The sequence below is a fragment of the Pseudomonas sp. 9_2_1 genome (assembly GCF_059295275.1).
In genome coordinates this window covers 4,249,580-4,272,512 of record NZ_CM181239.1, presented here as the reverse complement: position 1 = coordinate 4,272,512, position 22,933 = coordinate 4,249,580, and the positions used below count along the sequence as shown (strand labels likewise).

The 22,933-nt window shown below is 61.5% G+C and carries 33 protein-coding genes; all 33 read left to right on the top strand.

The genetic code is table 11. The features are described 5' to 3' along the window. The first annotated feature begins 86 nt into the window (after window positions 1–86). The 33 genes from AC5O5I_RS19380 (at window position 87) to AC5O5I_RS19220 (ending at window position 22,925) form a co-directional block, all read left to right on the top strand. Window positions 87–941 (top strand): Rha family transcriptional regulator, encoded by an 855-nt coding sequence (locus tag AC5O5I_RS19380; protein WP_494511373.1) that lies wholly within the window; start codon window positions 87–89, stop codon window positions 939–941. Further along, a complete protein-coding gene (locus tag AC5O5I_RS19375; protein ID WP_172286094.1) occupies window positions 938–1,174 on the top strand; it encodes a hypothetical protein in 237 nt (78 codons plus the stop codon). Before AC5O5I_RS19380 ends, AC5O5I_RS19375 begins: the two co-directional genes overlap by 4 nt. Continuing rightward, on the top strand, window positions 1,171–1,929 hold the full coding sequence (locus AC5O5I_RS19370) for an LvrA C-terminal domain-related protein (protein ID WP_494511372.1): 759 nt from the start codon (window positions 1,171–1,173) through the stop codon (window positions 1,927–1,929). Before AC5O5I_RS19375 ends, AC5O5I_RS19370 begins: the two co-directional genes overlap by 4 nt. Then, entirely contained in the window at window positions 1,926–2,651 is a 726-nt protein-coding gene (locus AC5O5I_RS19365) for a replication protein P (protein WP_494511371.1), read from the top strand. The genes AC5O5I_RS19370 and AC5O5I_RS19365 overlap by 4 nt, the downstream gene beginning before the upstream one ends. After that, on the top strand, window positions 2,648–3,016 hold the full coding sequence (locus AC5O5I_RS19360; RefSeq protein WP_494511370.1) for a hypothetical protein: 369 nt from the start codon (window positions 2,648–2,650) through the stop codon (window positions 3,014–3,016). Before AC5O5I_RS19365 ends, AC5O5I_RS19360 begins: the two co-directional genes overlap by 4 nt. After that, complete coding sequence (locus AC5O5I_RS19355) at window positions 3,016–3,357, top strand: phiTE_015 family protein (protein WP_494511369.1); 342 nt, start codon at window positions 3,016–3,018, stop codon at window positions 3,355–3,357. The genes AC5O5I_RS19360 and AC5O5I_RS19355 overlap by 1 nt, the downstream gene beginning before the upstream one ends. Continuing rightward, on the top strand, window positions 3,354–3,824 hold the full coding sequence (locus AC5O5I_RS19350) for a hypothetical protein (protein WP_494511368.1): 471 nt from the start codon (window positions 3,354–3,356) through the stop codon (window positions 3,822–3,824). Before AC5O5I_RS19355 ends, AC5O5I_RS19350 begins: the two co-directional genes overlap by 4 nt. Then, window positions 3,821–4,099 carry a hypothetical protein gene (locus AC5O5I_RS19345; protein ID WP_494511367.1) on the top strand — a complete coding sequence of 93 codons (279 nt, stop codon included), beginning with the start codon at window positions 3,821–3,823 and terminating at the stop codon, window positions 4,097–4,099. Before AC5O5I_RS19350 ends, AC5O5I_RS19345 begins: the two co-directional genes overlap by 4 nt. Next, complete coding sequence (locus tag AC5O5I_RS19340; protein ID WP_494512780.1) at window positions 4,099–4,695, top strand: recombination protein NinG; 597 nt, start codon at window positions 4,099–4,101, stop codon at window positions 4,693–4,695. Before AC5O5I_RS19345 ends, AC5O5I_RS19340 begins: the two co-directional genes overlap by 1 nt. Beyond that, window positions 4,692–4,823 (top strand): hypothetical protein, encoded by a 132-nt coding sequence (locus AC5O5I_RS19335; RefSeq protein WP_265960000.1) that lies wholly within the window; start codon window positions 4,692–4,694, stop codon window positions 4,821–4,823. The genes AC5O5I_RS19340 and AC5O5I_RS19335 overlap by 4 nt, the downstream gene beginning before the upstream one ends. After that, the gene (locus tag AC5O5I_RS19330; protein WP_494511366.1) at window positions 4,814–5,404 is read left to right on the top strand and encodes a hypothetical protein; all 591 of its coding nucleotides are present in this window, start codon (window positions 4,814–4,816) and stop codon (window positions 5,402–5,404) included. Before AC5O5I_RS19335 ends, AC5O5I_RS19330 begins: the two co-directional genes overlap by 10 nt. Before the next feature lie 130 nt (window positions 5,405–5,534). After that, on the top strand, window positions 5,535–5,861 hold the full coding sequence (locus tag AC5O5I_RS19325) for a hypothetical protein (protein WP_026034491.1): 327 nt from the start codon (window positions 5,535–5,537) through the stop codon (window positions 5,859–5,861). After that, on the top strand, window positions 5,858–6,169 hold the full coding sequence (locus AC5O5I_RS19320; protein ID WP_494511365.1) for a hypothetical protein: 312 nt from the start codon (window positions 5,858–5,860) through the stop codon (window positions 6,167–6,169). Before AC5O5I_RS19325 ends, AC5O5I_RS19320 begins: the two co-directional genes overlap by 4 nt. A 306-nt stretch (window positions 6,170–6,475) precedes the next feature. Beyond that, window positions 6,476–7,057 carry a putative metallopeptidase gene (locus tag AC5O5I_RS19315; protein WP_494511364.1) on the top strand — a complete coding sequence of 194 codons (582 nt, stop codon included), beginning with the start codon at window positions 6,476–6,478 and terminating at the stop codon, window positions 7,055–7,057. A gap of 31 nt (window positions 7,058–7,088) precedes the next feature. After that, window positions 7,089–7,610 carry a DUF2280 domain-containing protein gene (locus tag AC5O5I_RS19310; RefSeq protein ID WP_494511363.1) on the top strand — a complete coding sequence of 174 codons (522 nt, stop codon included), beginning with the start codon at window positions 7,089–7,091 and terminating at the stop codon, window positions 7,608–7,610. Next, on the top strand, window positions 7,585–8,865 hold the full coding sequence (locus tag AC5O5I_RS19305) for a terminase large subunit domain-containing protein (protein WP_494511362.1): 1,281 nt from the start codon (window positions 7,585–7,587) through the stop codon (window positions 8,863–8,865). Before AC5O5I_RS19310 ends, AC5O5I_RS19305 begins: the two co-directional genes overlap by 26 nt. Beyond that, on the top strand, window positions 8,862–10,658 hold the full coding sequence (locus AC5O5I_RS19300; protein WP_494511361.1) for an anti-CBASS protein Acb1 family protein: 1,797 nt from the start codon (window positions 8,862–8,864) through the stop codon (window positions 10,656–10,658). Before AC5O5I_RS19305 ends, AC5O5I_RS19300 begins: the two co-directional genes overlap by 4 nt. 8 nt (window positions 10,659–10,666) lie before the next feature. After that, the gene (locus AC5O5I_RS19295) at window positions 10,667–11,797 is read left to right on the top strand and encodes a DUF2213 domain-containing protein (protein ID WP_494511360.1); all 1,131 of its coding nucleotides are present in this window, start codon (window positions 10,667–10,669) and stop codon (window positions 11,795–11,797) included. A 12-nt stretch (window positions 11,798–11,809) separates the two neighbouring features. Continuing rightward, a complete protein-coding gene (locus AC5O5I_RS19290) occupies window positions 11,810–12,295 on the top strand; it encodes a structural cement protein Gp24 (RefSeq protein WP_494511359.1) in 486 nt (161 codons plus the stop codon). A gap of 18 nt (window positions 12,296–12,313) precedes the next feature. Continuing rightward, window positions 12,314–13,273 carry a DUF2184 domain-containing protein gene (locus tag AC5O5I_RS19285; RefSeq protein WP_494511358.1) on the top strand — a complete coding sequence of 320 codons (960 nt, stop codon included), beginning with the start codon at window positions 12,314–12,316 and terminating at the stop codon, window positions 13,271–13,273. 12 nt (window positions 13,274–13,285) lie between these two features. Continuing rightward, window positions 13,286–13,666, top strand: a complete 381-nt coding sequence (locus AC5O5I_RS19280; RefSeq protein ID WP_494511357.1) for a hypothetical protein — start codon at window positions 13,286–13,288, stop codon at window positions 13,664–13,666. A gap of 43 nt (window positions 13,667–13,709) precedes the next feature. Next, window positions 13,710–13,868, top strand: a complete 159-nt coding sequence (locus AC5O5I_RS19275; RefSeq protein ID WP_494511356.1) for a hypothetical protein — start codon at window positions 13,710–13,712, stop codon at window positions 13,866–13,868. A gap of 36 nt (window positions 13,869–13,904) precedes the next feature. Then, the gene (locus AC5O5I_RS19270; RefSeq protein WP_494511355.1) at window positions 13,905–14,429 is read left to right on the top strand and encodes a DnaT-like ssDNA-binding protein; all 525 of its coding nucleotides are present in this window, start codon (window positions 13,905–13,907) and stop codon (window positions 14,427–14,429) included. Next, complete coding sequence (locus AC5O5I_RS19265) at window positions 14,426–15,427, top strand: phage minor head protein (RefSeq protein ID WP_494511354.1); 1,002 nt, start codon at window positions 14,426–14,428, stop codon at window positions 15,425–15,427. Before AC5O5I_RS19270 ends, AC5O5I_RS19265 begins: the two co-directional genes overlap by 4 nt. A gap of 1 nt (window position 15,428) precedes the next feature. Then, window positions 15,429–15,812, top strand: a complete 384-nt coding sequence (locus AC5O5I_RS19260) for a hypothetical protein (protein WP_494511353.1) — start codon at window positions 15,429–15,431, stop codon at window positions 15,810–15,812. Continuing rightward, window positions 15,812–16,231 (top strand): HK97 gp10 family phage protein, encoded by a 420-nt coding sequence (locus AC5O5I_RS19255; RefSeq protein ID WP_494511352.1) that lies wholly within the window; start codon window positions 15,812–15,814, stop codon window positions 16,229–16,231. Before AC5O5I_RS19260 ends, AC5O5I_RS19255 begins: the two co-directional genes overlap by 1 nt. Next, a complete protein-coding gene (locus AC5O5I_RS19250; protein WP_494511351.1) occupies window positions 16,228–16,641 on the top strand; it encodes a hypothetical protein in 414 nt (137 codons plus the stop codon). Before AC5O5I_RS19255 ends, AC5O5I_RS19250 begins: the two co-directional genes overlap by 4 nt. Before the next feature lie 66 nt (window positions 16,642–16,707). Continuing rightward, the gene (locus AC5O5I_RS19245; RefSeq protein WP_494511350.1) at window positions 16,708–17,871 is read left to right on the top strand and encodes a phage tail tube protein; all 1,164 of its coding nucleotides are present in this window, start codon (window positions 16,708–16,710) and stop codon (window positions 17,869–17,871) included. A 76-nt stretch (window positions 17,872–17,947) separates the two neighbouring features. Then, the gene (locus AC5O5I_RS19240) at window positions 17,948–18,421 is read left to right on the top strand and encodes a phage-derived protein YdaY family protein (protein ID WP_494511349.1); all 474 of its coding nucleotides are present in this window, start codon (window positions 17,948–17,950) and stop codon (window positions 18,419–18,421) included. Window positions 18,422–18,468: 47 nt separating this feature from the next. Further along, window positions 18,469–18,678: a hypothetical protein gene (locus AC5O5I_RS19235; RefSeq protein WP_258653006.1), complete on the top strand. Its 210-nt coding sequence runs from the start codon at window positions 18,469–18,471 to the stop codon at window positions 18,676–18,678. Between the two features lie 10 nt (window positions 18,679–18,688). Continuing rightward, entirely contained in the window at window positions 18,689–18,850 is a 162-nt protein-coding gene (locus AC5O5I_RS19230; RefSeq protein WP_494511348.1) for a hypothetical protein, read from the top strand. 71 nt (window positions 18,851–18,921) lie between these two features. Then, entirely contained in the window at window positions 18,922–19,272 is a 351-nt protein-coding gene (locus AC5O5I_RS19225; protein WP_392513903.1) for a hypothetical protein, read from the top strand. 56 nt (window positions 19,273–19,328) lie between these two features. Beyond that, window positions 19,329–22,925, top strand: coding sequence for a phage tail length tape measure family protein (locus AC5O5I_RS19220; RefSeq protein WP_494511347.1), 3,597 nt, complete (start codon window positions 19,329–19,331; stop codon window positions 22,923–22,925). The last annotated feature ends 8 nt before the right edge of the window (window positions 22,926–22,933 follow it).

Below are 22,933 nucleotides of genomic sequence, written 5' to 3'. Positions count from 1 at the left end.
CCTCATAAGGGACGCCAAATCGCAGAGACAAAAAAGCCGGGTTCGCGGCCCGGCTCTCTGCAAAACACAAATCTCTGAAGGGGATTATGCATATGCAGACCCAAAGTGTACAGGCCCTGAAAAGGGGCGCGCCACAAAATGCGAACCACGATTTCGTGGCGCGCACAGAAATCGTCACCTTGTTCGAAGGCGAGGCGGTGACCAGCACCGTCACTGTGGCCAGCGAAACAGGCAACGAGCACGCCAGCGTGATTGCTCTTGTGCGCAAGTACGAATCCGATTTCGCCGAGTTTGGAGGGGTCAGATTTCAAATCGAACCCTTTGAGACCGCTGGCGGTGCTCAGTCCCGTGAAATCGCCTTGCTCAACGAGCAACAGGCGACCCTGCTGCTGACCTATATGCGCAACACTTCGATCGTCCGCGAGTTCAAGAAACGGCTGGTCAAGGAGTTCTGGCGCCTGGCGAAAGCCGTCCCGGCCCAGCCCGCCGACCTCAGCAAGCTGGAAATCCTCCAGATGGCCCTGGAGTCGGAGAAGGCCCGCGTGCTGCTCACCGTCCAGGTCGAGGCCCAGGCCAAGAAGATCGACCACCTCGAGAACCTGTTCAAGGAAGGCATGAGCCACGTCCAGTTCTGCAAGGGCCTGAATGGGGTCAACGTGATGCAGGTGGGTCACTTCCTTGAAGGCCGCAACTGGCTCTACAACGAGAGCAAGTCCGGTACCCGCTACCGCGTCGCCGCCTATGCCCGCGACAAGTACATGACCGAGCACCAGCAGGAGATTACCCCGCACGGGAAAGAGGCCTTCATCAGCTACACGCCGATCCTCCTGCGTAAGGGCGCCGTGCGTCTGTACGAACTGTACCTGGCCGGCGAGCTGCCCATGAAGAAGAACTGGGACGGCCTGCACACCCACGACAAGGCAGTGCGGGGTGCAGCATGACCCGCCAGGACCTGCGCGACGACATCATCGCCTATATGAGCAAGCCAGAGCTTTCCGCTCGAGGTTGGTACTGCACCTGGTGGTTCCGTCATCACCTGCAGCACGGCGCCATCGGCACGCGGAAGATCCGCCAGGAGCTCGACCGCATGGAAAAGCTGGGGCTGGTGGTATCTGACAAGTCGCAGAGCAACAACACACTCTGGCAGCTCGCGCCCGCGAAGGTGACGCCATGAGCATCATCCGCGCGCCTCGCCCCGAGGCCAACTTCTACATGCTCAACAAGTCGATCAGCGAGGACGGCCGCCTGAGCTGGGCTGCCCGAGGCCTGCTGGTCTTCCTGCTGGGCAAGCCTGACCACTGGGCCGTGTCCGTCACTCACCTGCGCAACGAGACCGCCAAATCGTCGAAGCCTACCGGTCGTGACGGCGTGTACGGCCTGCTGCAAGAGCTGATCGCCGCTGGCTACGTCGAGCGCCGCCAGGACCGTGGAGAGTCCGGTTTGCTTGGCGAAACCCACTACGTCGTGTCGGAAACACCGCTTCCGGCTTTGCCGTATCCGGTTGAACCGCTTCCGGCTCAGCCGTATCCGGCAAATCCGACACTAGTAAGTATTGAAGGTAAGCAAGGACTGAAGGGAGTAAGGACTGACTCTCGCGAAGGCGAGTTGGTCGACTTCGAGCGCTTCTGGAAGATCTATCCACGAAAGGTAGGCAAGGCCGACGCCAAGAAGGCCTGGACGAAGATCAAGGTCACCGCTGACTTGTTCGACCTGATGGGCAAGTCCTTGGCCGCCTGGGCCGTATCGACAGACTGGACCAAGGACGGCGGCCAGTTCATCCCGCACGCATCCACCTGGCTGAACGGCAAGCGCTGGGAAGACGAACTGCCACAGCCGGCAGGTGCTAAGCAGGCAGCGCCCCGTCGCCAGAACAACGAACCCGACTTCAACGACTCATCCTGGGCCGAAGGGCTGATGGTGCGCACATGAAATCAGCAAACCAACTGATGGCTGCGATGCAGAACCGTCCGCCTGAGCTGCACGGCGGGCCGGTGGTGGTCTCGCTGGAGACTGCCGAGGTGGTCAACGACCTGTTCCGCCGCCTGCGCGGGATCTTCCCGGCCTGGCGCCAAGCGTGGCCATCCACCGAGGCCCTGGCCGCTGCCAAGGAGGAGTGGATCAAGGAGTTCGCCTCCGAGGGTATCCGCACGCTGGAGCAGATCGAGTTCGGCATTGAGAAGTGCCGCAAGCTGAAGAAGCCTTTCGCGCCGAGCGTGGGCGAGTTCATTGCGATGTGCCAGCCGACCCCTGAAGACTTCGGCATGCCGGCGCCGGCCGCTGCCTGGGTCGAGGCACTGATCGGCGCCTACAGCCACCAGGGCGTGAAGATCGCCGCCGAGGTCACCGGCCTGTTCGACCTGCGCGCTGCCCAGCAGAACGACAAGGGCCTGCAGGCGCGCTTCGACCGGGCCTACGACATCGTGCTGCGCCGCGCCAAGGAAGGCCAGCCCCTGGACGGAAAGATCGCCACCGGCATCGGCCACGACAGCCAGAAGAGCCTGATCGAGCTGGCCGACGAGTACGCAAGCCAACGCCAGGCCCGGTTGCTGGACCTCCAGCAGATCCCATCGAGCGCCGCCGCGTGCCGTGCACACCTGCTGGCCAAGTTGAACATCAAGCGCGCCGGGCAGCCGGCCGGAGAGGGCGTATGAGCCTGACTGATCGCGAATTGCTGGAGCTGGCGGCGAAGGCCGTGGGCATGGACACGAATCACAAATGGAACGATCAGCGGATGGACATGAATCCGCCTGTGCTGAGCCTTGTGGCGCACCGGGGCGGCGAGTTGGTTTCGACGGCATGGAATCCGCTCCGGCGGGATGCAGACGCCTTGCGCCTGGCTGTAGACCTCAGCCTCCAGGTGAAGCCCAGCGAGACTGGCGTCGACGTCTGTGACGAGTTCGGTGATGAGATTTGGTGCGCCTATACCCAGGCCAACAGCTGCCATTACGAGATGACTCGACGCGCCATCACTTGCGCTGCCGCCGAGATCGGCAAAGCCATGCAGGAGAAGCACTGATGGACACCAACAAGATGCGCGACATCTGCCGCGAAGAATTCGAGACAAGCCCGAAATTCAGGGGCATGGATTTCACTCGCGCGCCTGAAGCCCCTGATTATTACCTGAGTCCCTACGCCAATGGGGCCTGGGATGGGTGGAGGGCCTCCCGCGAGGCCGTGGTGGTGGAGCTGCCGCAGGTGGTCGCCTACGAGGCAGGCTACGACAGCCTGCGCGATAACGAGTACGCAGGTCTTCCGGATCAACTCCCTGATTTCGAATACGACGAGATTTACCCGCTCCACCGCAGCGATGAAGTTCGCGCCGCCATCGAGGCCCAGGGCCTGAAGGTGGCGCCATGACCGAGAAGATAAGCGTCAACAGCCAGGCCAAGCTCTCCGAGGCCATCACGATGATGACCCGGCTCTTCCGGGAGAAGAAATTCGTGGTGGTCAGCATGCGCCCGGGCAAGGACCGCACTCTGGACCAGAACGCCCTGTGGTTCGCCATGTACGAGCGTATCGCCAAGAGCACCGAGATGGGCGACGTGGAGGAGGTGCGCCGCTACTGCAAGCTTCACCACGGCGTGCCGATCATGCGCGCGTCCTGCGAGGAGTTCCGCGACGGCTACAACATGGCCCTGCTCAACCTGCCCTACGAGATCAAGCTGCGCTGGATGGGGCCGTGCGCCATGTTCGGGCCGGATGGCTTCCCGGTGACCCGCCTGTTCAATCGCGCCCAGGGCTGCCAGTACACCGACCGGATCGTCGAGGAGTTTGCCGCGCGTGGCGTGCACTTCGCCGACCTGCTGAGCGAGGAGGCAGCATGAGCCGGGATAAATTCACCATGCGCTACATCGCTTGGCAAGCGGCCACTGGCTTGATCGATCCCGACCTGTATGTCGAGGCATGGCAAGCCGCAAAGCACCTCAGCTATGTGCTTTTGGCTGTTGTAGTTCGAGCGCTAATGCTGATCACGTTCCCGGTCTCCGTTCCGTTTCTGTGGATGTTCTTCCGAGTGATGGAGCCGCTCAACAAGAAGCGCCGGAAGCGCCGCCAAGAAAAGCTGATGGCCGAATTCCGTCGTCGCCAGGAGGAGGAATGATGCTCGCAAAGGAGATCAGGCCGAAGAAGTGCAAGGCACCAGGTTGCGGAAAGCCCTTCAAGCCGGCCATGTCCACGCAGAAGGTGTGCAGCATCGCTTGTGCCAAGGCCATGGCCAAGGATCCGAAGCTGCAGAAGATCGCGGCCAAGGCCATCACCAAGCAAAAGCGCCAGGACCTCCAGGAGCGCCGTGAGAAGCTGAAGACGAAGGGGGAGCACCTACGGGAGGCCCAGCAGGCGTTTAACGCTTACATCCGCGAGCGGGACCGTTTGGCGGGGTATGCGTGCATCTCCAGCGGCCGCCCGCTCGACTGGAACGGCAACGCGGTGGATGCCGGGCATTTTCGTAGCCGGGGTTCTGCACCACACCTGCGCTTCGACGAGAACAACTGCCACGCCCAGTCGAAGCACGACAACCGCTACCTATCCGGAAACGTGGCTGAGTACCGCATTGGCCTGATTCAGCGTATCGGCCTTGAGGCTGTAGAGGCCCTCGAAAGGGACCAATCAGTCCGCCGCTACACCATCGAAGACCTGCAGGCCATCAAGGCCCTGTACAGGCAGAAGCTAAGAGACCTGCCAAAGGAGGCTGCATGAACTGGACACCAACTGACACCGGCCAGCTCCTGCTGCTGGCCATGGCCATCTTTGGCGCCTACTGCATCGTGCGGGGCATGCGTGCAGCGGCAAAACGAAAGCGTGAGGAGGGCGGCCCATGCAACTGAAGAGCGCACGGCAAGCGTGGCACGACTGCCTGTACACGGCCTGGGACAGCCAGGGCTCATTCATCGAGCAACTGGGCCTGCTGGGTGCCATGGTGCAAACGACCGAGAAGCAGCGGATGGCCAGCCATGCCGTGCACCAGGCTCTGGCGGGTGGTGTGCAGTCGGCTATCGGTCAGCTCGCCGGCAGCATCAAGGCGTTCGGCAACTTCATGTATTCGCCTCGGCTCGACGCCGACACCCAGGAGGATGCCGAGGAGGCGGTGTTCGTCATGGTGCAGCAGCGCTCGCCGCGTATGACCGCAGCCAAGCGTGAAAAGCTGGAGTATGTGGTGAAGGGTGTCATGGCCCGGTATCGGTACATGCACCAGGGCGGCCAGTCGGCAAACCCCGATCCACTGGAGTCGCCTGAAGGCTTCAGAGCCTGGATGGTGGCGCACTACGACGTGAAGCTTGAGTCCACCAACTGGGAGCGCGACTGGGCAGGGTTTGTGCGCCTGGCGTTCGATTGCTGCGAGGATCTGGACAAGGCCGCGCTGAGTCCGGTTGCGGCCGCAATCAACGAAATGCGAAGGGCCGCTTGAGGGCCTATTGCGTTCCCGTTCGGCTGGTGGCATGATTTCGCCATCCTGATAATTTTGCCTTTGGCAAACACCCACATGAACCCGGCCATTGCGCCGGGTTTTTTCGTTCATGCACAGCGAGAGGTCGAGCATGGAGTTCTTCCACCGCCTGCTCGAGAAGTTCGACTGGATGATTGCAGGCCTATTGGGGGCCTTGGTCGCGACCCGGTGGCACAAGGACGACCTGACCGACCGAAAGGCCTGGCTGCTCTTCCTGTTCACTGGCATGGCCTGTGCCCACTACCTCACCGGCATGGTCAGCAATTACTTCGGCATCACCGAGCCCCGCAGCGTCGCAGGCGTGGGCTTTCTTCTCGGCACCTTTGGCGGTTCGCTCATTGCCGCCATCAACCGAGCGATCAAAGCCGCCGATCTATGGTCTGTCATCAGGTCCAAGTTCGGAGGGCCTAGCTCATGACATACGAATACATCAATGCCATCGCGGCGGGGGTCATCGCAATCTGGGCGACCTGGTGCGTGCTGAGCGGAAAGGTGCGCGACGGGGTGATCGGCAAGGTGCTGTACGCGGTCATCGCCATCAGCGGCTACGCCATCCTGGCCCGGTCCGAGCGCATGTTCTTCACCGCCAATACGGCTTGGGCGACGCTGATGGTGTCCCTGGCCCTGGCGGGAATGCGGCACATGTTCATGCTCACCTACTGGCCACGGGTCAAACGGTGGATCTGCCGGCACCTGGATTGCGAGCGATGCAAGCCGGTTGAGTGATCGGCGCCACAGAATCGAGATGCGCAGTTTTGTGGCGCGAAGTTTTCAGCGTCTCCCGTTTCGGCGATCGCACTCCTCCTGAGCTTCGCCCCTAGTCATGTACAGGTCACGCCCGCGCTTGTTCTCGAGTGTGTCGTAGATCTGGAATCCTCTAGGAGCCTTGGTGGAATTGATCACTCCGTTACGAGCGGACCCGGTCTCAACTGCTATTGCGCTGCGAACTTCAAATCGGTCTGACATTTCTTGCCCTCGGTCTGGGGTAGGGAACATGGGATACTGGCTTCACGGAGGCAATAAGGGAAGCCCATGACGCGACCAATGCCACCGGCCGACCTGCTCGAGCAGGCCTTCCTCACGCTTAGCCCAGCTCCTGATGTATGGGAGTGGATACAGCAAGAAATCCTTGCCACCACTGGCAGCATCCACAACGAAGAACACGCGCACCTCATCGACGCCAGTGTCGGTGTCCTGTGGGCATCCTCAGCCTTCACCAAGAAGGGGCGCGATGTACTGGGCCAGGCCGAACAGCTGATGATCCGCGCAGGTGGATGGCAGAAGGCTCGGCAAGAGCAGCAGATGCGCGCCTGGTTCGGCGAGGAGCCCGACTTTCTCATCACCTTGGCCGGCGACTACTGCGCCCTGGTGGAGCATGAGCTCTATCACATCGCCCACAAGCTCGATAAGTACGGCGCCCCAGCGTTCGGCGATGACGGCATGCCCAAGCTTGAGATGCGTGGCCATGACGTCGAGGAGTTCGTCGGCGTGGTTCGCCGCTACGGTGCCAGCCACGACGTACAGCAGCTGATCGATGCTGCAAGCCGGCCGCCTGAGGTGGCCAAGATCAACATTTCGAGGGCCTGCGGAACCTGTCTGCTCAAGTCTGCCTGACCCCTGACAGACCTAAGACGGAATTGAACCTATGGCGGCCCTGAGCAACGAGGTGAAAGCCTTCATCGTTCAGGCCTTGGCCTGTTTCGATACCCCTGCGCAGGTAGCTGCCTCCGTCCGAGATGAATTCGGCATCGAGGTGACCCGGCAGCAGTGTGAATCACACGACCCTACCAAGAGCGCTGGCAGAGACCTGGCCAAGCGCTGGCGGACCCTATTCGAGGACACTCGCAAGCGTTTCCGCGAGGAGACCGCTGAGATCCCGATTGCGAACCGCGCCTACCGCCTCCGCGCGCTGGGCAGGATGGTAGAGAAGGCTGAGTCTATGAAGAACATGGCGCTTGCCATCCAGATCCTGGAGCAGGCCGCCAAAGAGGTGGGCGATATCTACCTGAATCGTAAGGTGGAGCCTGACAAGTCCCTGGACGACGAGATCAAGCGCCTGAACATCCAGAAGCTTCAGCGCGAACTGGCCGACCCCGACAAGGATGTGCCAGAGCCCAAGCAAGTAATCATTGGGGTTGAAGATGCAAGCGACCCTGAAGCTGAATAAACCCCAGTTCGATTTCATCAGCCACCCGAAGAAGTTCTCTGCATTCGTGGGCGGCTACCGCAGCGGCAAGACCTTCGTCGGCTGCGTGAGGCTATGTATCAACGCGCTGGAGCACCCGCGAATCCCGCAGGGCTACTTCGCGCCGACGTACCCGCACATCGCGGACATCTTCTACGACACCATTCCGGTCGTTGCTGAGGCGTTTGGCCTTGTGGCTGACATTGTCCCCAGTAACAAGCGCGTGCATCTCAGAGACCGTCGCGGGCGCCTCCTGTCCACCATCATCTGCAAGAGCATGGAACATCCCCACAAGATCGTGGGCTTCAACATTGCCCATGCCTTGGTGGATGAGATCGACTGCATGCCGATCAAGAAGGCTGACAGCGCCTGGAAAAAGATCATTGCGCGTATGTCGACGGTCTGGCCCAGCAGGCCAGAGAACACCATCGACGTGACCACCACCCCGGAGGGCTTCAACTGGGTCTATCGCAAGTTCGTCAAGGAGCTGGCGACCGACCCGGCGCAGAAAGAGTTCTACGGCATCGTGCACGCATCCACGCGGCAGAACGCCAAGAACCTGCCAAAGGACTACATCCCATCGCTGCGCCGGTCCTACCCGGCCAACCTGGTGGATGCCTACATCGACGGCCTGTTCGTCAACTTGACCTCTGGCAGCGTCTACCCGAACTTCTGCCGGCACAAGAACCACACCAACGCCACGATCCGCCCAGGCGAGCAGCTCCATGTCGGTATGGACTTCAACATCAACCGGATGGCGGCGACTATTCACGTCATCCGCGACGGGTTGCCCTTGCTGTTGGAAGAGGCCACAAGCCTGTTCGACACGCCCGCGATGATCGCTGAGCTGAAGCGGCGCTTCCCGGGGCACAGCATCACGATCTATCCCGATGCCAGCGGCAAGAACCGCAAGAGCGTCAACGGCAGCGAGTCCGACCATACGCTGCTCCGGGCGGCAGGCTTCCCTGTGATGGTTAACCCATCCAACCCAGAGGTTCGGGATAGGGTTCTGGCCGTCAACGCCATGCTCCTCAACGGTGAGGGTCATAGGCGCTACCTGGTGAATACCGACAACTGCCCGGTCACAACTCAGGTACTTGAGCAGCAGGCATACACCGACAAAGGCGAACCAAACAAGGACGGCACTGAAGACCCGGTCGACGCACTGGGGTACTTCATTGTCCAGCGCTTCCCGATTGCGGGCGGCTACACACTCGCAAACGTGAGCAACCAATGAGCGCATACACCTTCCTCAAGGACAGCCTGCAGAACCTTGTCGCTGGACTGGGTACTGCGCGCGACAAGGCATCCCACTCGCACTACGCGATTCCGGAGATGGACGACCTGCAGCTGCTGAACGCTTTTCGCGGTTCGTGGACTGCGCAGAAGGGCGTCAGCATCCCTGCCATTGATGCGTGTCGTAACTGGCGCAGCTGGCAGGCCAAGAACGAGCAGATCGAGCTAATCGAGGCCGAGGAAGAGCGGCTGAATGTAAAGGGCAAGATCCTTGAGGCGCTGCTGAAGGCTCGCTTGTTCGGCGGTGCGGCGGTGTTCATCGGCACAGGTGACCGCGACACGGCCTCTGAGCTGAAGCCTGATCGGATCAGGCAGGGCGGCATCAAGTACCTGGCGGTAATGACCCGGCGCCAACTCAGTGCCACGGAAATTGAGCAGGATCCGCAGAGCCCGCGCTACGGAAAGCCAAAGGCCTACCGCTTGCCTGGGTCGATGGTGGAGATTCACCCGTCTCGTCTGGTGATCTTTGTCGGCACGCCTCACCCAGACCCTGATCTGGCTGTAGGTACTGCATTCGGGTGGGGCGACTCGGTGCTGCTGGCTGCGCTGCCTGCCGTGCGTCGCTACGACGAGACCGTGGCCAACGTGGTCAGCCTTGTCTACGAGGCCAAGATTGACGTCATCAATATCCCGAACCTGATGACGAGCATGCAGGACAAGAATTACGAGCGGCAGCTGCTTGAACGTCTGCGGCTGGCGGCCACGGCCAAGGGTATTAACGGCACGCTGATCCTGGATGGCCAAGAGACCCATACATCCAAGTCGGCCAGCTTTAGCACGCTGCCTGATGTCATTGCCAAGACGGAGCAGGGCGTGGCCGGGGCATTCGATGTTCCCATCACGCGCATGTTTGGTCAGCCATCGAGCGGCTTGGGCGCGAACGGCGAAGAGAACACCCGCAACTACTACGACAACGTCGCGTCCCGGCAAAAGCTGGATATCAAGCCGGCCATGGGCGTGCTGGATGAGTGTTTGATTCGTTCAGCCCTTGGTGATCGCCCGAAGGAGATTCACTACACCTGGGCGCCACTCTGGCAGCCAACCGCAAAGGAGCGCGCCGACATCGGGAAAACCACGGCAGACACTATCAAGGTGCTCAAGGATTCGGGACTGTTCCCGGACGATGCGCTATCGCAAGCATCGGTAAACCTGCTGGTCGAGCAGAGCGTCATGCCTGGGCTGGAGGCGGCCATCAAGAAGTTCGGTGCCGAACTGCCGGACGAGGAAGATTTGGAGGTCGACGAGAGGGGTAACAAGACCCAGTCGCGCACTACCTCCCTCGGCGATGCAGCCCCGCGGCCGCTGTACGTTCAGCGCAAGGTCACCAACGGTGCCGACATCCTGGCATGGGCCAAGGCCCAAGGCTTCGATACCACAGTCCCGGCAGATGACCTGCACGTCACCATCGCATACAGCCGGCAGGCGCTGGACTGGATGAAGATCAGCGGTGACTGGGGCAGTCGTCAGGATGGCGGTATGACCGTCGCACCTGGTGGCGCTCGACTGGTTGAGCCGCTGGGCGGTGAAGGTGCTGTCGTGCTGCTGTTCAACTCGTCTGAACTGGCCTGGCGGCACATGCAGATCCGTGAAGCAGGCGCGTCGTGGGATTACGAGGAGTACCAGCCGCACGTGACCATCACCTACGCCGCTGGCGACCTGGACCTAAGCAAGGTTGAGCCGTACCGCGGCAAGATCGAATTCGGGCCGGAAATCTTCGAAGAGCTGAAGCCCTGAGGTAAATCATGATCCTTCAAGACTCTGTCACCGCTTCCAATGTGCGGCGGACGGCTGACGGCTACCTGGTGGCCGAGGCCAGGGTCGCCCGCACCGGTATTCAGGACTACCTGGGCACCGAGATCGACCCGGACAACGAGCACGGCCTGCGCGACAAGCCGATCGTCAAGGTGTACCGGCCCGAAAGCTCGGTATTCCACAAGGACGCCATGCAGTCCTACGCCTACCGGCCCATGACCAATGGTCACCCGGGCGGCGAGGGCGTCAACGCCAAGAACTGGAAAGACCACGCCATCGGCCAGACCGGTGGCGAAGTCGTTCGCGACGGCGAGTTCGTCAAGGTGCCGCTGGTGCTGATGGACGCCAAGGCCATCGAGGACTACGAGGCCGGCAAGCGTGAGCTCTCCATGGGGTACGGCGCTGAAGTCGTGTTCCAGGACGGGCAGACCGCCGATGGCGAGCACTACGACGTCTACCTCGGACCCATGAAAATGAATCACCTCAGCCTGGAGCATCGCGCTCGAGGCGGCGAGAAGCTTCGTATCGGTGACAAGCAACCAACCCCCACAGGAGGCCATGACATGGCTGATGCACTCCGTAAATTCCTTGTCGATGGCATTTCCATTGATGTCACCGAGCAAGGAGCCCAAGCCCTCGAGAAGCTGACCAAGCAGCTGGCCGACGCGGGCATCAACGTACAGCAGCTGAAGGATGCCCACGCTACGGCTCTGGCGGCAAAGGACAACGAGCTTGCCCAGAAGGATGCCGAGATCGACGGCCTGAAGGCCAAGCAACTCAGCGACGCCGACATCGACAAGCGTGTCCAGGCTCGTGCCGACCTGATCACCAAAGCCAAGACAATCGCCGATGCCGACTACACCGGCAAGGGCGATGCCGAGATCCGCAAGGCTGTAGTCATCGCCAAGCTGGGCGATGCAGCCATCGCCGGCAAGACTGAGGCCTACATCGACGCACGCTTTGACCTTCTGGTCGAGGACGCGGCCAAGAACCCGGCCGGCGACCCGTTCCGCCAGCACATGATCCAGCAGGACAGCAAGACCACCGGCGACGACGCCGAGAAGGCGCGCCTGCAGATGATCGCCGACATGCAAACCGCCCACCGCCCGGCCCAGGCCTAAGGAGAACCAGCAATGGCTACCTACCAAACCACTTACGGCGACCGCCCGGCCAAAGGTCTCGTCGGGCAGATCGCCAGCGAGGAGAAGTGCAACAAGATCTCCCGCACCGTAGAGAACGCTGAGGGCATCCGCTTTGGTGCCCCGGTCCAGCGCGGCTCGGGCGACCATGGCGTCGTGCCGTTCTCCGCTGGCGTGTTCATCGGCTTCGCGGTCCTGAACCCAGCCGTTCCGCCGGTTGCCCAAGGCTCCCAGCTGGTCGACGGCTACCCGCAGTACTTCACCGGTGCCTTCATGACCATGGGCCCGATGAAGGTCCAAGCTGGCGGCGCTGTCGTGGACGGTGGCGAGGTGTTCTACAACACGACCACCAATCGCTACGTCGCTGCAACCGGCGCTGGCATCGTCGGCCCGCTGCCTGATGTCGTATTCGACACCTCCGGAGCGAACGGCGACATCGTCGAAATTTCTATGGGCCTGCGCCCGATCGCTTCCGCCTAAGGCCGAGGGAACTACCACATGAATCGCTTCGAAGACGCTCAGGCGGCGCTCCCGTTCGTTATCGCCCAAGGCCGTAACATCGAGACCCGCGTCTACCAACGCCGCTACCCAGCCTTCAACTACGCCGCGCACGTGCCGGTCGTGACCGAAGGCCAGCCGTGGGCTATCGGCACCACCTTCTTCACCGTTGATACCGCCGGCGAGGCCAAGTTCCTCAGCGGCGCCGGTACCGACATGCCGTTCAACCAGGTTACCCGCGATCAAGCGTCGCATGACTTCGCCATGATCGGCTCCGGATGGGAGTGGAACCTGGAAGAAATCAACCAGGCTGCGCTGTATGGCGTCAACCTGAACGACACCAAGGCCATGAGCGCCGCGGATAAGGTTGAGCGCCTGCTGAACGACATCGCCATGCGCGGCTCGACCGAAAAGAACTGGACCGGCCTGCTGAACAGCACCATCGTTGCCCGCACTGACGCGGCCGCAACCGGCACCGGCAGCTCGACTTTCTGGGCGAGCAAGACCGTCGACCAGATCCTGGCTGACATCAACGGCGTGCTGAGCAGCGTCCGCACCAACACCAGCGAAGTGGAATGGGCGGACACCCTGCGCATGCCGCCAGACGCCTTCCGTGACTTGGCCACCCGCCGTATGGGGGCTGGTGACGGCTTCATGACCGTGCTGGAGTTCATCCGCCGCAACAACATCTACACCGCCGAGACCGGCCAGGCGCTGGACATCCAGCCGCTGCGCGAGGCCCGCAACGCCTCCCAGGACGGCGGTGGTCGTCTGGTTGCTTACCGCAAGGACCCGGAGGTGGTTCGCTTCCACCTGCCGATGCCTCGCCGCGTACTGGCGCCGCGCCAGAAGTCCATCATGGGCTTCGAGACCGGCATTATCGCCCGCACTGGCGGTACCGAGATCCGCCTGCCAGGCGCCTTCGCGTACCTCGACGAAATCACCGCCCCGGCCGCCTGATAGGAGATCACCATGAAAGTGACCAACAACTCCAAGGCGCCGCAGGGTGTGCACACCGCCACTGGCGTGGTTTTCCTTACGCCAGGTGAGTCCCGCGAGGTCGAGCTGACCGAGCAAGGCCACAAGCTGGCCTCCCGCCTGGACTTCCTGAAGGTCTCCGGCACTGCACCGAAGGCCGACGATGGCGACAAGGAAGCGCTGTTCGCCAAGCTGAAGGCGCTGGGTGTCGAGGCTGGCAAGAACTCCAGCCTGAAAACGCTGCAAGAGCGCCTGGTCGAGGCTGAAGCAAAGGCCAAGGAAGATGCCATCGCCAAGCTCAAGGAAAAGGGCATCGATGTCGGCGACGACGTCACCCTGGAAGAGCTGCAGGCCGAGCTGGCCAAGCACCAGTAACAACCCCGGGCGGTTCGCCGCCCACTTATTCGAGGATCAGGGCATGAGCCAGATCAATGCACAGCGCGTAGGCGAACTGGCGGTGGTGACTGGGCCAGGCTTCGAGTTCCGCAAGGCTGGCGAGCAAGCCGTGTTCAAGCAGACTGGAAAGGTTCCATCTCTGCGAGCGGCCAAGGCCTTCTGCAAGATGTTTACCTCCTGATTCACAGCCTACGGGCCACTTATTCGAGACATCCCGATGCCAGAATTTTACGGATCCGTTGCAGGCGCCGACGCCTATCATGCTGCGCGGGCTAATGCCGCCTGGGCTGGCAGCGATGAGGCGAAGCAGGCCGCGCTGGTTCGGGCATCGGCCTACATCGACGGAAAGTACCAGCAGCAGAACAGCTGCGGTCGCTGGGAGTCGATGTTCTCCGGCGTGAAGACCGGCGGCCGGGCGCAGGAACTCCAGTGGCCCCGTACCGGTGCAACGGACAACGAAGGCGCGGCCATCCCGCCTGACGAGGTGCCAGCGGAGATTGAGCGGGCCACCTACGAGGCGGCGCTGCGCGAGCTGGTGAACCCTGGCAGCCTGAGCCCTGACTACGTGGCCGCTGAGGCCATCAAGCGCCAGAAAGTCGACGTGCTGGAGATCGAGTATCAGGCCACGGCCACGACTGATGGCGGCGTCCCGACGCGCCCGGTGCTGACCGTAGTGGATGAGCTGGTGGCCCCGCTACTGCGCAGCAACAGGCTGTGCGGCGTGGCGGTGTTTGTCGTATGAAGGCCTCCGAGGTAGAGGCCGAGATCGAACGCCTTGAAGTAGAGGTGCAGCAGGCCTATCTGGATCAGGTCGGGCAGACCGTGCGCTATGTGAGCATCAGCGAGCTTGAGCAGGCGGTCGAGGACAACGACGAAGACCGGATAGCCGAAATCCTGTCGATCGGGCTATTCGCGCTGCTGGTCGAGCGCCTGCGCGCGGTGTATGCCCGGGGCGCGAGCAAGGAACTGGTGGCGGTGATCATCCCTGGCGTGCGCCGGGAGATCGATATGGGCCACGCTGACGTGACCTCGTTCCTGGCCAGCCAGGCCGCCGCACTGCGCGAGCAGGCTGCCCGCGAGCAGGCCGAAGCCGTGCGGGTGGTGCTGTCCATGGGTCGTGACCGGGGCGACACGGCTCGCACCGCTGCGCTGAACCTGGCCGGCAGGATGAGCAAGCAGACCGGCCGGCGAACTGGTGGTGTGGTTGGCCTGAATGGGCCCGCCGCCGAGGCATCCCAGCGAGCACGCGACCAGCTGGCCAGTGGCGACCCTGCGCGCATGCGCGAGTACCTGACCCGGCTGCGTCGTGATCCAGTCTTTGATGCGGCAGTCCGCGAGGCGATCGAGCAGAAGAGGCCGGTGCCGAAGGCGATCATCGACCGGGCGGCCTCTGCCTACGCCCAGCGCCTGCTTGGCACCTATGCCGAGGCCCTGGCCCAGACCAACACCTCTGAGGCCTATAACAAGGGCCGGGAGGAGGGCTGGAAGCAGCTAACCGCCCGCAGCAACGGCATGTACACCTTCGCCAAGACTTGGCGCTCCATGCGGGACAACAAGGTCCGGCACACCCATGCAGCAATGAATGGGCAGGTAGTCATGGCTGACCAGCCATTCACCTCGCCGAGCGGCGCGATGCTGATGTTCCCGTGCGACACCTCGCTCGGGGCTCCGCTCAATGAGCGCATCCGCTGCCGCTGCGTCGTCGAATATTCACTCAGGAAGACCAGCCAGGCGGTGTGACATGCCGATCAAGAGCACCATGCAGTCGTCCTTCGGGCGCCTGTTCGATACAGCGTTCGCTGAGGCGGTGCGCGACTTCACCGGCACCTACCCAGGCGAAGGCATCTGGGATCCGGTAGAGGAGGTGACCACCGCCCAGCCGGTCACCTACACCGGCCGCGGCGTGCTGAGCCGCTACAAGAAGGACCAGGTAGATGGCATCAACATCCTGGCCACCGATGTTCGGCTCATTGCCCTAGTCAACGAAGTGACCGACAAGCCGGCACCCGAGCACATCGTCATGGCTCCGGACCTGATTACCGGCCAGCCCAAGCAGTACCGGGTTATGGAAGCCACCACCGACCCGGTTGGCGTGCACTACCAGATTCAGCTGAGGGCAACCTGATGGCGGGCTGGTCGCTGTCGCCCGTGCTGTTCGCCGACCAGATCGAGGAAGACCTGGTGGAGATGCAGCGCAGCATAGTCATCCAGCTGGTGGAAGAGATCACGATTCATGCGCCGATCGACAGCGGCAACTACATGGCGAACAACATCGTCTCGATAGGCGCAGAGGACTACAGCGTCAACACCAAGCTGGACATCCTCGGCACCGAGACCAGAAGTGCGGCCCGTGCTGCACTGACCGATTTGAAGCCTTTCAGCACGGTGTTCGTGCAGAACAACAGCGTGTACGGCGAGATCATCGAGTTCGGCGGCTATCCGAGCGGCCCAAGCGTCAAGATCACGCCTGACGGCTACAGCCGCATGGCACCCAAAGGCGTGTACGGGATTTCCTTCATCGCCGTCACCGAGAAGCTGATATGACCGTACCTTTCGAGACAGTCCGCAAGACGCTCACGGCCCGGATGACTTCGTTCACGGGAATAGAGCAGGACCGGATTGAGTACCCGAACGCCGAATACCCGAATGGTGGGGTGTTCAAGCCTCCCGCAACCGGCCTCTGGTGCGCCTTCGAGATCCAGTACGCCACAGCCGGTTTCGCCGGCATGGCAGAAAAGCCGCATTACCGCCGGCCTGGTCAGGTTGTGATCCAGTGCTTCTGCCGCCGATCAACCGGGCTGTCAGCCATCAACAAGCTGGCCGACGCCCTGTCTGAGCACTTCCAGTCCTGGCAGAGCGGCCATATCGAGTGCCTTGAGGCATCCCAGCAGGATGTGGGCGACTTCGAGAGCTACCACCAGATCAACGTGAACGTCCGGTTCCGCGCCGGCTGACCAGCAAGACCATGAACCTCCCGCCTCGAGCGGGTTTTTTTATGCCCGCAGAAAGGAGACATGCGCATGTCCTCTGGCGCCCGCGTTACCAGTTACCTCATTCCCGAGGTCACCCCCGGCATCACCCCGACCACAGGCGACTGGGATACCCTGCGCCTGACCAGCAACACCCTCTCGCCGACCGTGAACACCCAGGTCAGCGACGAAATCACCGAATCGCGCATCAGCCAGGGTTCGGTGGTCTCCAGTACCGACATCCAGGGTGACCTGGTAGGCGAACTGTCCTACAGCACCTTCGACAAGCTGCTGGAAGCGGCCTTCTACGGAACCTGGGACGATGACGTCCTGACCGTAGGCAGCACGCGCCGGACCTTCACCGTCGCGAAGAACTTCAACGACGTGAACGTTTACGCCCTGTTCAAGGGTATGCACGTCTCGGTTTTCGCCCTGGATATCCCGTCTGACGGCAAGATCACTGCCACCTTCACCATGGCCGGCCTGGACTACGCCGATGGTGACACCAATACCGTAGCGGACATCAACCCGCCGACCACCACGCCGTTCATTAGCAATCAGAACGTTGGCTCCATCACGGTGGATGGCCAGAGCTTGGAGGGTCAGGCGTGTGTGTCTGCGCTGACCGTCAACCTCGACAACAGCCTGCAGGCGCAGCGCTGCATCGGTAACGGCAAGCTTGGGCCTGGTGCTCAGATCGCCACCGAGGCCGCGATCACGGGCTCCATCACCTTGGCCTGGTCACCGCTAGCTTGGCAGATCTGGAAGAACACCTTCACCCGGAAAACCGTAGCGGTCGAATTCCCGATCATCGATAGCCTGGGCAATCGCTATGACCTGTCGTTCCCGGCGCTGGAGGTCGACGGCGACCTGCCGAGCGGCGGCAAGCGCGAACTGATCGAGGTCACGCTGAACTACACCGTGGCCAAGCAGGCGCCGACCATTACCCGGGTTCCGTTCGTGCCAGTCACTAGCGTGTCGGTAACCCCGACCACTGCTTCGATTGCCGTTGCGGCAACCCGCCAGCTCACCGCTTCCGCGCTTCCATCTGGTGCATCCCAAAACGTCACCTGGAGCAGCTCGGCCCCATCGATTGCCACGGTCAGCTCCTCTGGTCTGGTCACCGGCGTTGCCGCAGGTTCGGCAGTCATCACCGCCACCAGCGTCTCGGATCCGACCAAGACCGCCACCGCGGCCATCACTGTCACCGCTTAACCCGCATCACCTTTGGCCGCCCCGGGTAGACGCCGCCCGGGGCGGTCCTTTTTATGGCGTGGCGTGAGGATGATTCATGGCTCTCAAGCTGAAAAAGATCGACACCACCAAGAACGCCGAGGCGCGCTGGGAAGAGTTCGACGCGGAAACCAAGGTCCTTCTGATGCCGCTGGACAACCAGCAGTACCAGATCGCCCTGGAGCGCATGCGTCGCCGCCTGGCGCGCAACGATGCCCAGTTCGGACAGGAATCGGTAGGCGTGATCGAGGGCGAGAAGTCCGAGCACGACAACCACTGCCTGCTCCTGGCCTCGTTCATCGTTCAGGACTGGCAGGGCGCCCAGGACGAGAATGGCAAGCCGCTGGCCTACAGCGAAAACACCTGCGCTGAGATGCTGCGCGGTGATTCCGATTTCTTCTACTTCGTTCTGCGCCGCGCCGCGGCCATTGCCGCCGACAACCGCAAAGAGCAGGACGAGATCAAGGGAAAGCAGTCGCCCGCTTCGAGTGGGAGCGGGAGTGGGGCCAGCGAACAGCAAAGCGAAGCCTGATCTACCAGAAGCTGCGAATCGCGGTACCGGATGAGCCTGAGCTGGACGTGATCACTGGTAGCCTGCTTAACGCATTCCGCAATGCGGCGCGCGGCCGGCGCTACCTGGTGGGTGCAGCAGCAGTGCAGCCGCTGAGGCTGTCAGCCCGTGAAATCACGGACTGGCTTGAGGTTCACCCGTTGCCGCTGCCCAGGCGATTGGTTGACGAGGTGATATTCGCCCTGGACGAGGCCGCGCTGGCGGAAGAAGAGGATTAAAGGAGGAGCCATGGCAGATCAGCAGGGGCAGACTGACGATGAAGCGGCGCAAGACGATAGCCCGCTTTCGCCTGAGGCAATGATCGAGGAGAAGCGCAAGGCAGATGAGCTGCTTGAGCGCCGGCTGTCGCGCCTGGAAGAAGCTGCCGGACTACAGCGTCTCACCACATGATTCTATGGAGTGGATAGCCAGCGGGTTTTCTGATTTATGATGGCGCTGAATTTCAACGCTCAGGATGACCCATGAAAAAGCTATTCGCCATAATCCTCACTTCTGCGCTGTGCACTAGCGCTTTCGCAGATGCGGTGCAGGATGCATATCAGGACGCATACGCATCTGCGCAAAACACCCTCACTCTTCACAAAAAGTGTGAAGATTCAATAAAGCGTGAGGATATGGCTCCCTGCCGAGACGCACAGAAATCGTACGACGAATTCAAAGCGAAGTCGGGAGCATTTCTCGCATCCGTCAAGCCAGAGGAACTGTTCCAGCATGTCACGCCAAAGCAGATGAGCGACATCACTAGCTTGAACAATCAAATCGGCGAATCGATGGACAACATTACGTCGTATTTGAGCAAGCGTAAGAAGTAGCGAGCGTGCGCTGACAGACCGGGCTAAGCCCGGTTTTTTTATGCCCGGAGAAAACCATGGCTTTGAAATCCCGCCTAGAACTTGAAGTAGATGGAAGGAGCGCCGAGCAGCAGGTAAACGACATTCGAGCTGCCCTGGAAGCCCTCGAGCAGGCTGGCGTCCGAGCAAGCTCAACGCTGCGAAAATCCGGCGGCGACTATTCGAACCTGGCGATGTCTCTGGCGAAGGTCCAGGCAGCCAACGACAAGGCCGTATCCTCGAACGATGCAGCTACAAAGAGCGCCGAGGCTGCAGCAAAGTCTGCTGCCAGCCAGCGCAAAGAGCTCGATAGCCTTCTCGGCAAGATTGACCCGCTTACCAAGAAGCTGAACGACTTGGCCGCCCAAGAAGCAGCCTTGGCTCAGGCTCGTGATTCTGGGCAGATTAACTCAGCCACCTTTGACGCTTACAGCCGAAAGCTGCAGGATTCGCTGAACTCGCTTGCCGGCGTGTCGAATGCCCAGAAGGTGGTGGGCGAAACGGCAGAGCAGGCTAGAGCCAGAATTCTCGCGATTGCCGATGCGTCGATGAAGGCCGCGCAGGAGCAGCGCAACCTCGCCAGCGTTGCGACAGGCCTGTCAGAGGCAGAGCAGGGCCTGCTGTCCGGAAACATGGTTCTAGCGGCCAATCAGGGGCACCTGGCCGAGTCCACCCAGAAGGTAGCGGCCGCCAATCGGCAGGCAGAGGTGGCCACTGAGGCGCAGACCGAGAGCCTGAACGACCTACTTGCGGCCATCGACCCAACAACGCGTGCGCTTAATCGCCTGGATGAGCAGGAGCGCAAGCTGGCCCAACAGAAGAAGATCGGGGCCCTTGATGACGATACCTTCGCTCAGTATCAAGGCAAGATAGACCAGGCGCGCGCGGCCCTGACCGGTTTCGATGACGGGCTGAACCGCACAGGCAACACCGCAAAGCAGAATGCGGCCGCTTTGCGAATGCTGCCTGCGCAGTTCTCCGACATCTTCATCAGCCTGCAGGGTGGTCAAGCCCCGCTGACGGTGTTCCTGCAGCAGGGTTCACAAATCAAAGACTCCTTTGGCGGGGTTGGCGAAGCAGCCAAAGCGATGGGCGGATACGTGCTCGGGCTAGTCAACCCATTCACCCTGGCTGCCGCGGCTGCAACCGCTCTCGGCGTTGCGTACTACCAGGGCTCGAAAGAGCAGGATGAATTCCGCAAGGCCCTGGTCGTAACTGGTAACGCTGCGGGTACTACAACCACTGAACTTGCTGCTATGGCCGAGCGTGTAGGGTCTATTGCCGGGACGACCGGTAGTGCAGCTGCTGCCCTGGCGCAAATAGCGGCGACAGGCAGGATCGCTATTGATCGATTCGAGGAAATCGCGGTTGCCGCTGTTTCGTTCGAGAAGGCTACCGGCAAGGCAGTATCCGAAACAGTTGCTGAATTTGCGAGACTGGGTGATGACCCGGTCCGGACTGTAGTCGAGCTGAACGACAAATATAACTTCCTCACGGCCTCGGTATTTGAACAAATCAAGGCTGCAAAAGAGCAGGGAGATAACGATGCAGCGGCTGCTATAGCACAAGAAGCGCTCGCAAAGGCGTTCACTGAAAGATCGTCCACCATCAAAGAGAATCTTGGAACCCTGGAGCGAGCCTGGAATGATTTAGCGGGTGCGGCGAAGGCTGGGTGGGATGCGATTCTCGACATAGGTCGTGAAGCAGATAAAGGGCCAGACATAACAGCCATCCAACAGAAGATCAACTACCTGAAATCGAACCTTGATACAGGGTTTGAGGAGCTGAACGCTCGGGAGCAGATAGCAGCCCTTCAGGCGGAGATCGACGCTTACGAGAAGAAAGCCAAGGCCGAGCAGGAATCTGCTCGCGCAGCAGCTGAAAACGCCCGCATTCAGCGTGAAGGGCAGCTTGCATACGAGGGATTTCAGAAGAGCGTAGAGCAGAACTTCACCAAGCAGCAGAAGATGAACAAGGCGCTCGAGGATGAGCAGAAGCGCATAAACGCAGCGCGCGCTGCCGGCTACGTCATCACCAAGCAGGAAGAAGAAGCTGCGCTCAAGGCTATCCGCAACAACCCGACCTACAAGGATTCGAGCACTACCAAGCCGGTCAAGGAAGACGCCGGCCAGCGCATGCTTGACGAGGCCCGCCAGCGCTACGCCGTGCTGCAACAGCAGAGCCGCGTAATAGCGGGGGAGGTCGAGCAGACGCAAAGGCTCGGCACCGAAGCCAAGATGCTGATCGAGCTCGAAACCGAGATCGCCAACCTCAAGGAGAAGAAGACCCTCACCACCTCGCAGAAGCAGGTTCTGGCGATGGCTGAGCTGAACCTGGCCCAGCAGAAGCAGAACGCTGAGCTTGAGAAGGCCAACCAGCTGACCCAGGCGAGGCTTGAAAACGAGGCGAAGCTGAAGGCTTTCAGGGAAAACCTGCAGTCCCAGCTTGAGCTGTCGCGTGAGGGCCAAGAGGTTGAACTGGCTGGGGCTGGGGAGAGTGACCGCCTGCGCCGACGTCTCCAGGAAGATCTGAAAATCCGGCAGGACTATCAGAAGCAACTGGATAAGTTGACCCGCGATTACAGCCGGATCGACAACCCGACGACGGCCGACACCGATCTGTACAAGGGCGAGACCGAGGCTTTGCGCGCGGCCCTGGCCACTCGCATGGTCGACCAACAGAACTACTACGCAGCGCAGGATGCAATGCGTGGCGAGTGGCTGGTCGGTGTGTCGGAGTCGTGGCAGAACTATGTCGACATCGCGACCAACTACAACGAGCAGGCCCGCTCGGCTACCGAGTCGATCCTTGGCGACACCACGTCGTCCATCTCCAGCAGCATCCAGGGGATCATCAAGGGCACGGAAAGCCTAGGTGACGCCTTCGGCAACCTGGCCGGCACCATCGCCAACTCGATGCTCAGTGCGTTCGCGGACATCACGGCGCGCTTCCTGGTGATGCAGGCGCTGAAACTTGCTGGCATCCAGACGGAAGCCACGCAGACGGTGGCAGCGGAGGGGGTCAAGACGACCGCCAAGCTGACAACGGATGCGGTTACCACTGCCAGCAGCCTGTCGTCGATTGGCACCGTACTGACCGCCAACCTGGCGGCAGCTGCCGAGACGCTGGCGTCCTGGGCGCCGGCTGCGCTGACGGCATCGATCGGTACGTTCGGCGCCGCGGCTGTTGTGGGCGGTACCGCGCTGGTCGCGGCATATGCGCTGCTCAAGGGCTTCTCGGAAGGCGGATACACCGGCTCGGGCGGTAAATACGAGCCAGCAGGCGTGGTGCACAAGGGGGAGGTGGTTTGGTCCCAGGCTGATATCCGGCGTTTCGGCGGCGTATCGGCGGTAGAGGGGTTGCGTACCGGCAACGTCACGCCGATCACTGCCGCACGCATGTCGGGCGGCGCGCCAAGCCAGTCCGGCACTACCAGCGCTTCTGGCATCCAGCAAAGCATCAACATCCACAACTACACCAACAGCCAGGTCGAGACCCGTCAGCGCTCCAATGGCGATATCGACGTGATCGTCAAGGCAGCCGTCGAGGAAGTGGCCGGCCAGTTCTCCGCAGGCTACGGCCAAGTCGTGGATGCCTACGAGGGCGCATACGGGTCCCGGCGGACTGGCTCCTAACGAGGAAT